Source organism: Hymenobacter chitinivorans DSM 11115 (assembly GCF_002797555.1).
In the GTDB taxonomy this organism is placed as follows: domain Bacteria; phylum Bacteroidota; class Bacteroidia; order Cytophagales; family Hymenobacteraceae; genus Hymenobacter; species Hymenobacter chitinivorans.
In genome coordinates this window covers 1758597-1774001 of the sequence record NZ_PGFA01000001.1, presented here as the reverse complement: position 1 = coordinate 1774001, position 15405 = coordinate 1758597, and the positions used below count along the sequence as shown (strand labels likewise).

General features: G+C 61.9%; 15 protein-coding genes. 13 read left to right on the top strand and 2 right to left on the bottom strand.

The genetic code is table 11. The annotated features are described in order from the left end of the window. Positions 1–108: 108 nt before the first annotated feature. From CLV45_RS25315 to CLV45_RS07340, 4 genes are all read left to right on the top strand, one after another. Entirely contained in the window at positions 109–1578 is a 1470-nt protein-coding gene (locus tag CLV45_RS25315; RefSeq protein ID WP_100335712.1) for a DNA/RNA non-specific endonuclease, read from the top strand. A gap of 5 nt (positions 1579–1583) precedes the next feature. Next, positions 1584–2270 (top strand): DUF6896 domain-containing protein, encoded by a 687-nt coding sequence (locus tag CLV45_RS07350; RefSeq protein WP_100335711.1) that lies wholly within the window; start codon positions 1584–1586, stop codon positions 2268–2270. 78 nt (positions 2271–2348) lie between these two features. Continuing rightward, entirely contained in the window at positions 2349–2909 is a 561-nt protein-coding gene (locus CLV45_RS07345; protein WP_100335710.1) for a cupin domain-containing protein, read from the top strand. 155 nt (positions 2910–3064) lie between these two features. Continuing rightward, positions 3065–3367 carry a hypothetical protein gene (locus CLV45_RS07340; protein WP_100335709.1) on the top strand — a complete coding sequence of 101 codons (303 nt, stop codon included), beginning with the start codon at positions 3065–3067 and terminating at the stop codon, positions 3365–3367. Between the two features lie 37 nt (positions 3368–3404). Here CLV45_RS07340 and CLV45_RS07335 read toward each other — a convergent pair whose 3' ends face one another. Both CLV45_RS07335 and CLV45_RS07330 read right to left on the bottom strand, forming a co-directional pair. Beyond that, on the bottom strand, positions 3405–4409 hold the full coding sequence (locus CLV45_RS07335) for a glycoside hydrolase family 43 protein (protein ID WP_157807345.1): 1005 nt from the start codon (positions 4407–4409) through the stop codon (positions 3405–3407). Positions 4410–4762: 353 nt separating this feature from the next. Then, positions 4763–5608, bottom strand: coding sequence for a phytanoyl-CoA dioxygenase family protein (locus CLV45_RS07330; protein WP_100335707.1), 846 nt, complete (start codon positions 5606–5608; stop codon positions 4763–4765). Positions 5609–5814: 206 nt separating this feature from the next. On the opposite strand from CLV45_RS07330, the gene CLV45_RS07325 reads away from it, so the two are divergent. The 9 genes from CLV45_RS07325 (at position 5815) to CLV45_RS07285 (ending at position 15405) form a co-directional block, all read left to right on the top strand. Beyond that, positions 5815–6354, top strand: a complete 540-nt coding sequence (locus CLV45_RS07325) for a nuclear transport factor 2 family protein (RefSeq protein ID WP_100335706.1) — start codon at positions 5815–5817, stop codon at positions 6352–6354. Positions 6355–6400: 46 nt separating this feature from the next. After that, the gene (locus CLV45_RS07320; RefSeq protein WP_100335705.1) at positions 6401–7231 is read left to right on the top strand and encodes a hypothetical protein; all 831 of its coding nucleotides are present in this window, start codon (positions 6401–6403) and stop codon (positions 7229–7231) included. Positions 7232–7801: 570 nt separating this feature from the next. Next, positions 7802–8686 carry a sugar phosphate isomerase/epimerase family protein gene (locus tag CLV45_RS07315; protein WP_100335704.1) on the top strand — a complete coding sequence of 295 codons (885 nt, stop codon included), beginning with the start codon at positions 7802–7804 and terminating at the stop codon, positions 8684–8686. A gap of 112 nt (positions 8687–8798) precedes the next feature. Next, a complete protein-coding gene (locus CLV45_RS07310) occupies positions 8799–10475 on the top strand; it encodes a GMC oxidoreductase (RefSeq protein ID WP_100335703.1) in 1677 nt (558 codons plus the stop codon). A gap of 11 nt (positions 10476–10486) precedes the next feature. Next, entirely contained in the window at positions 10487–11089 is a 603-nt protein-coding gene (locus CLV45_RS07305; RefSeq protein ID WP_100335702.1) for a gluconate 2-dehydrogenase subunit 3 family protein, read from the top strand. 91 nt (positions 11090–11180) lie between these two features. Beyond that, complete coding sequence (locus CLV45_RS07300) at positions 11181–12332, top strand: Gfo/Idh/MocA family protein (RefSeq protein WP_100335701.1); 1152 nt, start codon at positions 11181–11183, stop codon at positions 12330–12332. A gap of 7 nt (positions 12333–12339) precedes the next feature. Beyond that, complete coding sequence (locus tag CLV45_RS07295; protein ID WP_100335700.1) at positions 12340–13392, top strand: sugar phosphate isomerase/epimerase family protein; 1053 nt, start codon at positions 12340–12342, stop codon at positions 13390–13392. A 16-nt stretch (positions 13393–13408) separates the two neighbouring features. Next, positions 13409–13879, top strand: a complete 471-nt coding sequence (locus CLV45_RS07290) for a c-type cytochrome (protein WP_100335699.1) — start codon at positions 13409–13411, stop codon at positions 13877–13879. 266 nt (positions 13880–14145) lie between these two features. Then, positions 14146–15405, top strand: coding sequence for a nucleoside permease (locus CLV45_RS07285; RefSeq protein WP_100335698.1), 1260 nt, complete (start codon positions 14146–14148; stop codon positions 15403–15405).

Genomic DNA, 15405 nt, shown 5'->3' with positions numbered 1-15405 from the left:
AACGGCGTGGAGCACGCGAACTACAAAGTTCGCGCTACTACTGCTGTTGATTGAGACGCAAGTAGGCGTCTCTACCGCGGCCTGCCGCGCATTTATTACCTTCGCCCTATGTCCCGCCTCCTGTTTCTGCTGCCCGCCGCCCTGCTGGCTTGTTCCCAGTCCTCACCCGAAACCTCCCGCCCGCCCCTGCCCGACGGTCCGCCGGCCATTCCGGTGGAATCGGCGGGGAATGCCGGCCCGGCGGCCCAGACGCCCACGGGCAGCGGCCTGCTCGAAACCTTCGAGGCCGGTAGCAAGGGGGCCTACTCCACCGCCGATGAGACGCTGACCACCGGGGCCTGGCACTTTGAAGACGCCTTGATTGGCTCAGCCGACGAGGACCACAAGAACGGGCAGCACGCGGCCCGCCTGCGCAATCAGGGCAAGCTGCGGATGAACTTCGACGCCCCGGCCGGGGTGCGCAGCATCCGCATCAGCGCGGCGGCCTACGGCAACGACCCGGCCAGCACCTGGGAGCTGTGGGGCAGCGTGGACGGGGGGCGCAGCTTCCGCCGCATCGGGCAGCCGGTGCGCACCCAGGGCCCGCGCCTGGCGGTGAATACCTTCAGCGGGGGCACTACCAACCGCCTGCGCCTGGAAATCCGCAAAACCGGCGGCAGCGGCCGACTCAATATAGACGACGTGCAGCTCGAAACGACGGGCGGCAGCGTGGCCGCGGGCAATAGTAACGCCGGCCCCGCACCTACCCCGAGCAGCAGCGCCGGGCAAGGCACTTCCCTGCCACCGGCCACCACGCGCAAGGCCACGGCCGTGGTAACCAGCCGCGACGATAATATGGCCCTGGGCAACCCCAGCGGGGCTACCAGCAGCCCCGACAACCTGACCAACTACCTGCTCGTCAAGCCCCAGTTCAGCATCGGCTACAACGCCAACCGCGGAATTCCTACCTGGGTGAGCTGGCACCTGAACCGGGCCTGGATGGGCTCGGCCCCCCGCCAGGACGACTTCCGCCCCGACCCGGCCCTGCCCCGCGGGTTCTACGCCGTGACGCCGCGCAGCTACTCGGGCTCGGGCTTCGACAAGGGCCACAACTGCCCCTCGGCCGACCGCACCACCGAGCTGGACGACAACTCGGCCACTTTCCTGATGACCAACATGATTCCGCAGGCCCCCAACAACAACCAGCGCACCTGGAGCAGCCTCGAAGAATGGGGCCGCACCCAGGTGAGCCGGGGCCAGGAAATTTACGTCATTATGGGCAGCTACGGCAAGGGCGGCACCGGGGCCAAGGGCTTCACCACGACCCTCGACGGGGGCCGCGTGACCGTGCCGGCCCGGGTCTGGAAGGTGCTGGTGATTCTGCCCGAGGGCTCGGATGATCTGAACCGCGTGGCCACCCAGGCCCGCATCGTGGCCCTGGACACGCCCAACGACAACTCGGTCAGCGCCGACTGGAGCCAGTACCGCGTCTCGGTCGACGCCATCGAAAATGCCACCGGCCTGGATTTGCTCAGCAAGCTGCCCGTGGAGGTGCAGGCCCGCCTGGAAGCCCAGGTAGACCAGGGCCCGACGCGGTAAGCTGGATGCAGGAGCGCTACGTTATTCCGGATCCGAAGCCGCTGCCCTCGGCGGCGGAGCTGCTCGAACTGCTGCAAGAGTACCGGGAAGTAGGCTTTCGATACACTTTTCTGCCCGATGGGTATTTAGATAGGCTTTTCGAAACGCTGGAAAACCACGCATTCCGAAACTGGGACGCAGAATCCGGCGGGTTTATTACCATCATTCCGGCAGTGTCAACCCCCAGTATTCTAGCCCGCAAGGCGGCACTCTACGCCTGCGCCAAGGAGTTTCGGCGGCAGGCATTCGAGTTGATGGACGGGCTGTATGAGGCCCTATCCATCCCGCCGGAGAAACGGGATGATTGGAAAGGGCTAATGCGGACCAAGATGCTACATATCCGACGCGGGCAATCCAGCGGAGTCCTTAAAGCCGGCTGGTCATATTATCTGCACGGCTACGAATGCCTGTTTCGAAATAACCGCACCGGTCAGGAAATTGACGTCATTCTGATCAACTGCCCAGAATTTGGCTGCCTGGACCCCTGGTTCTTTCTGCAGTACATCAACACGACCAAGGAGTTCATCGAGCTCCGGGAGTGGCTGGGTAACGAGCATGAAAACGCTAAAAAGGTCTTGACCGTGCTAGCCAAAGCCGGGATGCTGAGTCAGCTCAGCTCAGCTCGGGACGACAGGCCCCTGTTTGCTCCCTAAGGCTGCGGCCAAATACGCTAAAATTCCTATATTTAGAGAAGGCCGCCGTTCTTGGCTTCACCTCTACACCAGTTGGGTATGCAGCGCCGCACTTTCGTCCGCACCACCTTGGCCGCCCTGCCCCTGGCCGCCGCCTTCCCCACCCCACGCTGGGCCGAGCGGAGCCCGAAAGGCTTTAAGATTCCGGCCGGGGAAGGGCGCTACCACGGGCACATGCAGCTCAAGGGCGTGAACCAGAACGTGCTGGACGTGAAAGTATCGGGCAAGGACACCAACGGCGACCTGGCCATTTTCGAGCAAACCAGCCTCTCCCAGGGCCGGGGCACGCCGCTGCACATTCACCCCCATCAGGACGAAATCTTTACCGTGCTCGACGGGGAATACGCCTTTCTGGTCGGCGACGACAAATACCGGCTCAAAACCGGCGACTCAATCTTCCTGCCCCGGCAGGTACCCCACGCCTGGACCCAGGTCAGCGCCCGGGGTAAGATGCAGGTGACCCTGCAACCGGCCGGCAAGCTGGAAGATTTTTTCGTGGCCATGGCCGCCTTCAAAACCGAGCCCACGCCCCAGCAGGTCGCCGACGTATTTGCCGCCTGCGACATGCAAGTAGTAGGCCCGCCGCTGAAGATTGACTGAGCTGCCTACCAGGCCAGGACAGCGCCGCCGGGCAGTTAAAGCAGTGGAATAACCTCCGCTATAGCCCCGCCGCAAGCCCCGCTAAAGCCTTGCTCATCAATAACAAAGCAGCAAAAAGCAGGGTAGAGCAAGGATAAACCTATATCCTTACGACCATGCGCGTATTCAAACAACTTCTGGCTGCCGGCCTGCTGCTGAGCCTGCCCGCCACCATCGGCTGCTCCCTCCTGAACTCGGGTTCGGGCGGCAGCGGCGCTTCCTCCACCTCGGGCTCCTCGACTTCGGGCAGCTCGATGGAAATCGAGGGCCTGCGCAGCGAAATCCGGGAGCAGGAGCGCGTAACCGAGGAAGCCAAGCTGCGGGCCAAGAGTGAGCAGGAGCGCCTCGAAGCCAAGCGCCACCAACTCAAAGCCGCCGAGCGGGAGCAGAAAGCCAACCAGGTCCGCTCCGGTAGCTAAGTGCGAAAGTTGCCGAAGCAGTTTTTCCGGAACATCGTTAGAGCGGCTCGCCAAAGTCTGGCGAGCCGTCTTCGTGCCAGGTGAAGGGCTTATAACGAATCTGCCGGGCCCAGCCGGCCCGGCTGCGGCGGGCGGCGTGGTAGATGATGTAGTCCTGGCCCCCGAGCTCCACGAACGACGCATGGCCGGGGCCGAAAATGGTGCTGGTTTTGGCAAATACCGGCCGGGGCTCCTTGCGCCAGGCGGCGGGGCTCAGCGGGTCGCCGCCGAGGTAGGTGAGCTGGCCCAGGCAGTAGTCGTCGGTCCAGCTACCGGAGGCCGAGTAGATGACGAAGGTGCGCCCCTGGCGCTGCAATACCTGCGGGCCTTCGTTGACGTAGGGGTAGCCCTGTTTTTCCCAGTCGTGCTCGGGCCTGGATATGCAGACCCTATCCGAGCTGATGGTCCAGGGGTTGCTCATCCGGGCAATGTAGAGGTTCTGGCTCACGTTGGTAGCCCCCTCCCAGCCCGACCAGAGAAAGTAGAGCTGCTCATCATCCAAGCGAAGCACGGTGCCGTCGATGGCCCACCGGTCGGTAGGCACTGCGAGCTTGCCCTTGAACTCGTACTCGCCCTGGGGGTCAGCGGAAATGCCCTGCAGGGCGTAGAGCCGCTCCTCGCCAAGCCGGGCGTTGTAGAGCGCGAAGTACACGTACCACTGCCCGTCGATGAGCTGCAGCTCGGGCGCCCAGATTTCCACGAACTCCGGCGTGGCACCCTGCAAGCCGGGCCACACTTCCACCAGCTCGGCGGCGGCCATGTCCTGCAGGCGGGAGAATTTCGCCACCAGAATTTTGCGCTTGAGCCGGTCCACGGTGCAGTAGTAGAGCTGGCCTTCGTGGCTAATCACCCAGGGGTCTTCGCCGTCGGGCACCAGCACGTGGGTTTGGTCGGCGCTGGGCGGCTGGGCCCGGGCAGCCCGGGTCAGCTCGTTGATTTCGGCCACCGTCATGGGCGCCAGCTGAGCTTCCTGGTAGATATGGTCGTCGTCGGGCGTGGACATGGGTTGAGCAGCTTTCTTGTCGGGCATTTTTACTCGTCTGTCATCCTGAGCTTGCGAAGGACCTTCCTCGCCTACCCCACCACGGCTCCTGCCAACGCGACAAAGCCCTTACTACCGCACGATGGAAGAGCTTCGTCACATTGAATGACGTTTGCCACGCAGGTGAGGAAGGTCCTTCGCAAGCTCAGGATGACAGAATAAATAACATCGGCACATGAGATTCCTCGTCTCTGCTTGAATTGCAGAATGCTCCGAATGACGTTCAGCTACATCGTTCTGACTGGGTCAACCACCCCGCCCTTCGGGCACCCCTCCTCATCAGAGGAGGAGAATAAAAACTGCTATTTTACCTTTTATGCTTCGCCCATCATCAGGCCTTCGATGGTGTGGCCCTGCACGATGGGCTCGAGCTCATCGACGAGGCGGCAGGTCAGGTGCTGGCGCAGACTCTCGGGCAGCGTGGCGTAGAAGCGGTGGGTGAGCTGCAGGTCGTGGCGCTCGGCATTGTTGGCCGTGGGCGCATCCACGCCCAGCACCAGGGCGGGCCGCGACTTATCCGAGTGGTTGGCCGTGCCGCGGTGAATGGTCAGGGCCGAGCGGGCGGAAATGTCGCCCATCTGGGGCATCTTGCGCTGGGCCCGGGCCTCGTAGCGCGGACTGTTCGTTTTGGGCGGAAACATCTCGTGCGCGAAGCCGACGGGCAAATCCCACTGGGTGCCGGGCGCAATTTCGAAGGGGCCCATGTCCTCGGTGACGTCGACAGTGGTCAGGTTGAAGGCCAGCGAGTTGAGCCGCCGACCCCGGATGGTGTCTTCGTTGGCGGGAAAGTCGCGGTGCCAGGGCTGGTTCATGGCCCCGGGCCCGGGCACGTCGAAGCCGATTTCCACGATTTTGTAGTCGGGCCCCAGCACAGCTTCGCACACAGTGGTTACCCACGGATGCGTGGCCAGCTCCACGAAGCCGCGGATGTTTTCGGGGTGAATTTCGACGTAGTGGCGCTTGGGGCCCCGACCCAGGGCGCCGCCGGGCCGCTGCAGGGCCTCAGCGTACAGCCGGGTGATGTCCTCGCCCAATTGCTGGGCCCACTCCCGACTGAAGGCGCCTTTGAGGCCAATAATACCGTCGCCGTAGAGGCCGCCCATAATCTGGGCAATGTCGTAGGTGGTCTGCACTGGGTTGGCTTTTTCCACTGTTTCCATGCTGCGCTGCGGTTAATACTACACTCGTTAGGGCCCGGCGGCCTCGCTCCTGGTGGGCTCATACCCGGCGGACATCTGCTTTCTAACGAGTTTTGCCGGTGGTGGGTGCCATTATAGCCCGTTTTTGGCCTAGCTCAACAGCGCCGGAAACAATAGGCTCTTCCGTATATTCGGACTGCTATCCGCCTCTTCTCCCCCCTTTGTCGATGCTACTCCGCCCCCGCCTGCTCAGGACGGCCGCCCGCCACTTTCCCACGTCCCTGGTCCTATTTGGCTTGCTGCTGGGCGCGGGGGCCTGCTCCACGGCTCACCTGCCCGCCACGGCGGCGCAAGTTCCGGCCGCCTATAAGCCAGTCGATGCGGCCCTGTACGCCACCATTGCCCGGCAAGACAGCCTGCTGTTCGTGGCCTTCAACCGCCACGACCTGACCCAGCTGCAGACCTACTTCGCCGACGACCTGGAGTTTTTTCACGACCGGGGCGGCCTGGCCAACTACGCGCAAACCATGCAGGGCTTCCGCACTATGTTTGAGCAGGCCCGCACCAACGGCCTGAACCGGCAGCTGGTGCCCGGCACGCTGGAAGTGTACCCCATCAGTGGCTACGGGGCCGTGGAAACCTATCAGCACCGCTTCTGCCACGTTGAAAATGGTAAGGACGACTGTGGCACGTTTAAGAACATGATGGTGTGGCGGCTGCGGGACGGGCAGTGGAAAATTACCCGGGTCGTCAGCTACGGCCACTAGCACTGTTCCAGCCAGGCTCCGGCTCCGTATCTTAGTCCACTCCGCTATGCTTCTAGCCCTGCCCGCTTCCTTCAATTGCCGCGTACTTGCCCTGCTCCTGCTGGCTTTGCTGGCGCCCCCCGGGGCCCGGGCCAAGTGCATGAGTACGGGCCTGAGCTTCTGGCCCCGGAGCCAGACCATTCGGCAAAATTCCCTGCTGGTCGTGGATGCCTACTACCAAAGCCAGGTTCTTCTCACAGGACTAGGCACTACGCACGAGGCGTTTTTGCGCGCCGGCGACCAGCGGATTCCGCTGGAGGTCGTGCAGCTGTTGCCCGGTGAGTTTGCGGTAACCCAGGCGGTGCTCCGGCCGCGGCGGCAGCTGGAAGTCGGGAAGCAGTATGAGGTAGTCATCGTCGCCGCGGGGAAAAAGGCCACGGGGAAAACCAATCTGGTATTCCAGCACCACCGGGGCAAGGCCGTGTATACCGTCGTGGCGGGCCAGGACGACACCGCGCCCCAATGGCTGACCTTACCTACCGAGAAAGGTCAGCAATACCAGGAATTTGGCTGCGGCCCGGAAGTATCGGTCGACTTCATGGGCCGGGTGCAGGATGACTCGGAGTATCTGGTTAAGGCCACGGTGCAGAATCTGACTACCGGGCAAGCAACCAGCTACTACCTCCACCCCGACGAGCAGGGCACGATTTACATCGGCCACGGTATGTGCGGCGGCGCGTTTCGGCTGCAAAACGGGAAGTCGTACTCCGTCACGTGTGCCCTCATGGATGCGGCCGGCAACACCACGGCCTGGACCCAGCCGGCCCTGCCGTTCACCGCGCCCGTGCCCAACCATAAGGCTCTGGTAAAGCCCGAGCCCCGCTTACCCGGCGAGTAAAGTGCCAAGCCGTCCGCGTAAACACGCTACCTTTTTAAGGCCCGCCTCTTTGGAACTTGGAAAGGAGCTCCGGGCTGCACTATTCCGCCGCAGCCAGCTTGTGGGTACAATGCCGCTTGAGCCTAGCCGCCGGCACCTATAGAGACGAAACCAGCACCGGGTACCGGGCCGGCTCATGCGGCGACAGGTGGCTTGTAGCCCGGGTAGAGCCAGTCTTCGGGCGGAAATTAGCGTCGTCGGCGGGCATGTTTTTTATCTGTTTGAAATAAAGCACCAAGCACCAACGAATTACGCCCAGGTGAACGGCAGTACGCCTTACTACGTGTGCCGTAAGCGTATTGACCCTGCGCAAAAGGCTAACCGGCCGGCTTTTATCCCATTTAAAAGCTTGCTTTCTCCAATTCAGACGGAATAAATTAGGGCACAATACTCCTCCTTCGCGGGCCTCTGGTATACTGTCGGCTGATTTTTGGCCGCCCCGGCTACCGGGCCCCGAATGCTTCCTAAGTCACTACCAGTTGCCCCGGGCTTATCGGGCGGCTGCTCCTTCCCACCCTTTCCCGTTTAGCTATGACGTCCCGTCGTGCCTTCGTAAAGTCCGCGGCCTTGTTGTCGGCCGGCGCCCTGATTTCGCCCACCCTACTGGCGGCGCCCAAACAGTACATCGGCCTGCAGCTCTACACTGTGCGCGAGGCCATGCAAAAAGACCCGGCCGGGACGCTGGCCCACATTGCCAAGCTGGGCTACACCTCGGTAGAAGGCGCGACTTACACGGGCAGCCAGAAGTTTTACGGCATGGAACCCGCCGCCTTTGCCAAGCTGCTCAAGCAAAACGGGCTAATTATGCCCAGCAGCCACTACCGCCTGGGCGAGGAACCGGAAAAGGGCCAACCCGTGCTGGGCACCATGCTCCATGGCTGGGACAAAGCCGTGGACGATGCCGCCCAGGCCGGCGTGAAATATATGGTGTGCGCCTACCTCTCGGAGGCCGAGCGCGGCAATTTGGACCACTATAAGTATGTAGCGGAGCAGCTCAACAAAGCCGGGGAGCGAAGCAAAAAGGCCGGCATCCAGCTCTGCTACCACAACCACGACTTCGAATTCGCGGCCCAGAACGGCCAACTGCCCTACGATTTGCTACTCAGCAGCACCGACAAGAGCTTAGTGCAGATGGAGCTGGACCTGTACTGGGCCACCAAGGCCGGCCACGACCCGGTGGCCCTGTTTACGAAGCACCCCGGCCGCTTCCCGCTCTGGCACGTGAAGGACATGGACAATACGCCCAAGCATGACTTCACCGAAGTAGGCAGCGGCACCATCGACTTCAAACGCATCTTCGCCCAGGCTAGCAAAGCCGGCTTGAAGTACTTCTTCGTGGAGCAGGACCAAACCCCCGGCTCCCCCTTCGACAGCATCCAGAAGAGCATCACCCACATCAAGCGCAGCTTGGTGTAGTTGTCAGTTGTCAGTTGTCAGTTGTCAGTAAATAAGAAAGTTAGAACGACCTAACAACTGACAACCAGCAACTGACAACTAAAAATCCGCCCTACCATTTCCCACCCTTTTTATGGAAAAGAATACCTACGACGCTATAGTCATTGGTTCCGGTATTTCGGGCGGCCTGGCTGCCAAGGAATTGACTGAGAAAGGTTTGAAAACCATTCTGCTGGAGCGGGGCCGCAACGTGGAGCACATCAAGGACTACGTGAATGCCAACAAGGCACCCTGGGAGCTGCCCCACCGCGGGGGCAAAACCCAGCAGATGATGGCCGACCACCCCGTGCTCAAGCGCGACTACACGCTCAACGAAAGCAACCTGGAGTTCTGGGTCGATGAGCGGGAAAGCCCCTACGTGGAGGTCAAGCCCTTCGACTGGTTTCGGGGCTACCAGGTGGGCGGCCGCAGCCTGATGTGGGGCCGGCAGTCGTACCGCTGGAGCGACTACGACTTCGAGGCCAACGCCAAGGACGGAGTGGCCGTGGATTGGCCCATCCGCTACAAGGACCTGGCCCCGTGGTACAGCTACGTGGAAAAATTTGCGGGTATTAGCGGCAACCGGGACGGCCTGCCCCAGCTGCCCGACGGCGACTTTATGCCGCCCATGGAAATGAACTGCGTGGAAAAGGACGTGGCGGCCCGCATCAAAAAGAACTACAAAAACCGCCACATGGTGATTGGGCGCACGGCCAACATTACCGTGGCGCATAATAACCGCACCAACTGCCAGTACCGCAACAAGTGCTGGCTGGGCTGCCCATTCGGAGCTTACTACAGCACCCAGGCAGCTTCCTTGCCCGCTGCCGTGGCCACCGGAAATCTGACGCTGCGGCCGTTTTCGATTGTTACCAAAATCCTCTACGACAAGGATACGAAGCGGGCCAAGGGCGTGGAAGTACTGGACGCGGAAACCAACCAGACCTACGAGTACTTCGCCAAAATCGTGTTCCTGAACGCCTCCACCCTGAATTCGGCTTGGGTGCTGATGAACTCGGCCACCGACGTGTGGCCCGAGGGCCTGGGCAGCAGCAGCGGGGAGCTGGGCCACAACCTGATGGACCACCACTTCCGGGCCGGGGCCCACGGCGAGATGCCCGGCTACGAAGACAAGTACGTGTACGGCCGCCGGGCCAACGGTATTTACGTGCCCCGCTTCCGCAACCTGTTTGGCGATAAGCGCGACTACATCCGTGGCTTTGGCTACCAAGGCGGGGCCGGCCGGGAAGGCTGGAGCCGGGAAATTGCCGAAATGAGCATCGGCGGCGACTTGAAGGACGCGCTGTCGGAACCCGGCAACTGGACGATGGGCCTGGGCGCGTTCGGCGAAACCCTGCCCTACCACGACAACCGCGCCTTCCTGGCCAAGGACAAGAAGGACAAGTGGGGCCTGCCCGTGCTGGCCCTCGACGCCAGCATTCGGGACAACGAGCAGAAAATGCGCATCGACATGATGCAGGACGCCCAGGAAATGCTGGAAAAGGCCGGCCTCCAAAACGTGAAGACCTACAACAACGGCTACGCCATGGGCGGCGGCATCCACGAAATGGGCACCGCCCGCATGGGCCGCGACCCAAAAACCTCGGTGCTCAATGCCCACAACCAGGTTTGGGACGCCCCCAACGTGTACGTCACCGACGGGGCCTGCATGACCTCCTCGGCCTGCCAGAACCCGTCGTTGACTTACATGGCCCTCACCGCCCGCGCCGTCGACCACGCGGTAAGTGAGCTGAAAAAGCAAAACGTCTAATCCGTACCACGATGAACAGAAGAGACGCCCTGGCCCGGGTAGCTATTATCATGGGCGGCACGCTTATCGGCGGCGAGTATTTTTTGAGCAGCTGCTCCTCGCCCGCCGAAGAAAAGGACCAGAAGGCCACGGCGGCCGTCAAAAAGGAAAAGCCCTTGCTGAGTCCGGACCAGGTGGCTTACCTGAACGAAGTCGGGGAAACCATCCTGCCCACCACCACAACGCCCGGGGCCAAAGCCGCCGACGTGGGCTCGTTCATGGCCGTTATGGTAAAAGACTGCTACAAGCCCGCCGACCAGCAGATTTTCCTGCAGGGCCTGACGAAACTCGAGCAGGCCAGCAAGCAGAAAAACGGCAAAGGCTTCCTGGAAAGCACCCCGGAGCAGCGCACGGCCCTGCTCACGGCCCTGGATGCCGAGCAAAAGCAGTACAGCAAAACCAAGACCCTGGAAGCGCCCAACCACTACTTCCGTATGCTCAAGGAGCTGACCTTGCTGGGCTATTTCACTTCCGAAGTGGGAGCCACCAAGGCCCTGCGCTACCTGCCCGTGCCCGGCAAATACGACGGCTGCGTGCCCTACAAAAAAGGCGACCGGGCCTGGGCCACCACTTAAGTTGGTAGTTGGTAGTTGCTCGTTGTTAGTTGTCAGAAGAACTGTATCAGCTACTAACAATCAACAATTGACAATCAACATCTAATCCTGAATGAAACTACGACTAGCCATGATAGGTGGCGGGCAGGGCGCCTTTATCGGGGCCGTACACCGCCACGCCGCCGCCCTGGACGGGCTCTACGAGTTGGTAGCCGGGGCCTTTAGCAGCGACCCGGAAACTTCCCGGGCGAGCGGACAGCTGTTGGGCCTTCAGCCCGAGCGGGTGTATGGTTCCTACGAGGAGCTGATCCAGCGCGAGAAAGAGCTGCCGGCGGCGCAGCGGGTGCAGGTCGTTTCCATCGTGACGCCCAACCACCTGCACTTCGCCCCGGCCAAGCTGGCCCTGGAAAACGGCTTTCACGTCATCCTCGACAAGCCCATGACCTTTTCTTTGGCCGAAGCCAAGGAACTGCAGGCCGTAGTCGAAGCCAGCTCCGCCCGCTTCTGCCTGACCCATACCTACACCGGCTACCCCATGGTGAAAGAAGCCCGGCAGCTGGTAGCTTCCGGGGCGCTGGGCAACATCCGCAAGGTGTACGTGGAGTATCCGCAGGGCTGGCTGAGCACGTTTGAGGAAGGCTCGGCCAACAAGCAGGCCGCCTGGCGCACCGACCCCAGCCGCAGCGGCGTGGCCGGGGCCATGGGCGACATTGGCACCCACGCCTTCAACCTGCTCGAGTACGTCACGGGACTCAGCGTCAGCCAGCTCTGCGCCGACATCCACACGGTAGTACCCGGCCGGCAGCTCGACGACGACGGGGCCGTGCTGCTGCGCCTCACGAGCGGGGCCAGCGGCTTGCTGGTGGCTACGCAGGTGGCGGCCGGGGAGGAAAATAACCTGCGCCTGCGGGTATACGGCGAAAAAGGCGGCCTGGAATGGCAGCAGACCGACGCTAACACCCTGCTGGTAAAGTGGCTGGACCGGCCCACCGAAATCCGCCGGGCGGGCACGGGCTACGTCAGCTCCTACGCCCGTCACAACACCCGCACCCCGGCCGGCCACCCCGAAGGCTACCTCGAAGCCTTTGCCAACCTCTACCGCAACTTCGCCCTGACGCTGCAGGCCGACCTGACCGGCGCCCCCGCCCCGCCCGAAGCTCTGGACTACCCCGGCATCGAGGAAGGCGTACGGGGCATGGCCTTTATTGAAAACGTCATTGCCTCGGGCCGCTCCGAGCAGAAATGGACGGACTTTACCATCTAAGCCGCGCATGAAAACCATTAAGGGACCCGCTATTTTCCTGGCCCAGTTCATTTCCGACCAGCCGCCCTTCAACAGCTTGGAAAGCATCTGCGCCTGGGCCAGCGGTATGGGCTTCAAAGGTGTGCAATTGCCCACCCTGGACAAACGCTTTATCGACCTGCAATTAGCGGCCGAAAGCCAGACCTACGCCGACGAACTGAAGGGCAAAGTGCAGGCCGCTGGGCTGGAAATCACCGAGTTGTCGACTCACCTACAGGGGCAGCTGGTGGCCGTAAACCCCGTCTACGATTCGCTGTTCGACGGCTTCGCGCCCGAGGCGTTGCGCGGCAACCCCACGGCGAGGCAAGCGTGGGCCGTGCAGCAGCTCAAGTACGCGGCTAAAGCTTCGCAAAATCTGGGGCTGACCGCCCACGCCACCTTTAGCGGGGCGCTGCTCTGGCCCATGGTGTACCCCTGGCCCCAGCGTCCGGCCGGCCTCGTCGATACGGGCTTTACCGAGCTGGCCCGGCGCTGGCTGCCCATCCTGCAAACCTTCGACGAGTGCGGGGTGGACGTGTGCTACGAGGTGCACGCCGGCGAGGATCTGCACGACGGCATCAGCTACGAAATGTTCCTCGACAAGGTGCAGCACCACCCCCGGGCCTGCCTGCTCTACGACCCCTCCCACTTCGTGCTCCAGTGCCTGGATTACCTGGAGTACATCGACCTCTACCACGAGCGAATCCGGGCGTTTCACGTCAAGGACGCCGAGTTTAACCCCACCGGCCGGCAGGGCGTGTACGGGGGCTACCAGAGCTGGGCCGACCGCGCCGGCCGCTTCCGCTCCCCCGGCGACGGGCAGGTCAACTTCAAAGCTATTTTCAGTAAGTTGGCCCAGTACGACTACCCCGGCTGGGCCGTGCTGGAGTGGGAATGCGCCCTGAAACACCCCGAGGACGGCGCCTGCGAAGGGGCCACGTTTATCAAAGACCACATCATCCGCGTCACCGACAAGGCCTTCGATGATTTTGCGGCTTCCGGCATCGACGAAGCCAAAAACAAAACCCTGCTGGGCCTTTAATTACCGCTGTATACCCATGAAAAAAGTCTTCCTATTCCTGAGCTTCGGCGCATTATTGGCGGCCTGCTCTTCCGGGTCGGAGAAGAAAGCCAAGGACGAATACACCCTGGCCGGCTCCGAGGAAACTCTGGCTACCGACTCGACTACTGGCGCTAACCTGACGGCCGTGGCCCACCAGCCCCAGATTGATACCAGCGCCACCAAAATCGGGACCGGACCCACGGGCGGAGCCGTTGCCAAAGGCGCCAAGCTCATCGAGGGCAGCGACTGTCTGGGCTGCCACCGCGAAAACGAGAAGCTCCTGGGCCCCGCCTATAAAGCCGTGGCCGAAAAATACCCCAGCAACGACGCCAACGTCAGCATGCTGGCCGGCAAAATCATCAAGGGCGGCAAGGGCAACTGGGGCGACGTGGCCATGACGCCCCACCCCGGCCTCTCGGAAGCCGACGCCCAGGAAATGGCCCGCTACATCCTGAGTTTGCGGTAGCCGTTTTCCACTAACTCGGTTCTTCTCGCCTGTCATCCTTGATCTGCCGGTCATGCAGCGTAGCGGAGTGAAGGACCTTCCTCGCCTACCCCACTGCAGCTAAATGCCAACGTGAAATGCCCTTTGCTCTAACAAGGATAGAGGGCTTTGGTACTTTGAATGAAGCTTGTCACTGAGGCGAGGAAGGTCCTTCGGCTCGGCCTCAGGATGACAGAGCTAACAACGGACAACTAACGACTAACAACTACGCTTCAACCCCACCGCCCATGAATACCACCATCCGCATCAAGCTGTCCATCATGATGTTTCTGGAGTTTTTTATCTGGGGCGCGTGGTTTGTAACGCTGGGCACCTACCTGCTGCGCAACCTCTCGGCCACCGGCACTCAGGTGGGCGTGGCGTTTCTGACCCAGTCCATCGGGGCCATTGTGGCGCCCTTTATCATCGGGCTCATTGCCGACCGATTCTTCTCGGCCCAGAAGATTCTGGGGGTGCTGCACCTGGCCGGGGCGGCCCTGCTCTGGCACGCCTCCACCGCCCCCGACTTCAGCTCCTTCTACCCCAACATCCTGACCTACATGATTCTGTACATGCCCACGCTGGCTTTGGTGAACTCCATTGCCTTCCGGCAGATGCAGAACCCGCAGAAGGAGTTTGCCACCATCCGGGTGCTCGGCACCCTGGGCTGGATTGTGGCCGGCCTCACTATTGGCTGGCTCAACTGGGAGCAAAGCGGCAGCCTGCAAAGTACCTTTCTGATGGCGGCTGGGGCCTCGGCGTTGCTGGGTGTGTTTAGCTTTACCCTGCCCGCTACGCCGCCCGTCAAAACCGGGCAGGCCAGCTCGTTAGGCGACATGCTGGGCCTCGACGCCATTGGGCTGCTGAAGAACCGCTCCTACCTGATTTTCTTTCTGGCCTCCATTGCCATCTGCATTCCGCTGGCCTTTTACTACGGCTTTACCAACCCCTTCCTCAACGAGGTGGGCATGAAGGCCGCGGCCGGCGTGCAGAGTTTGGGCCAGGTGTCGGAGCTGCTGTTTATGCTCCTGATTCCGGTATTTTTCAGCCGGCTGGGCGTCAAGAAGATGCTGGCCATCGGCATGGGCGCCTGGGTCATGCGCTACGTGTGCTTCGCCTACGGAAACGCGGAAAGCAGCTACTGGATGCTGATTGCCGGCATCGTGCTGCACGGCATCTGCTACGACTTCTTCTTCGTCACGGGCCAGATTTACACCGATAACCTGGCCGGGGAGCGGTTCAAAAGCTCGGCCCAGGGCTTCATTACCCTGGCTACCTACGGCGTGGGTATGCTCATCGGCACCCTGCTCTCGGGCCGCATCTTCGACGCCTACCAAACCACGCCCACGACCCACGACTGGCGCATGATCTGGCTGATTCCCGCCGGCATTGCCGTCGTGGTGCTGCTGCTGTTCCTGCTGCTGTTCCAGGACCGCGCCCAGCCCCAGACGGCAACTGCCGAGGCCCCGGCCCTGGATGCCGCTCCCACCCTGGCCCAAGCCAACTAG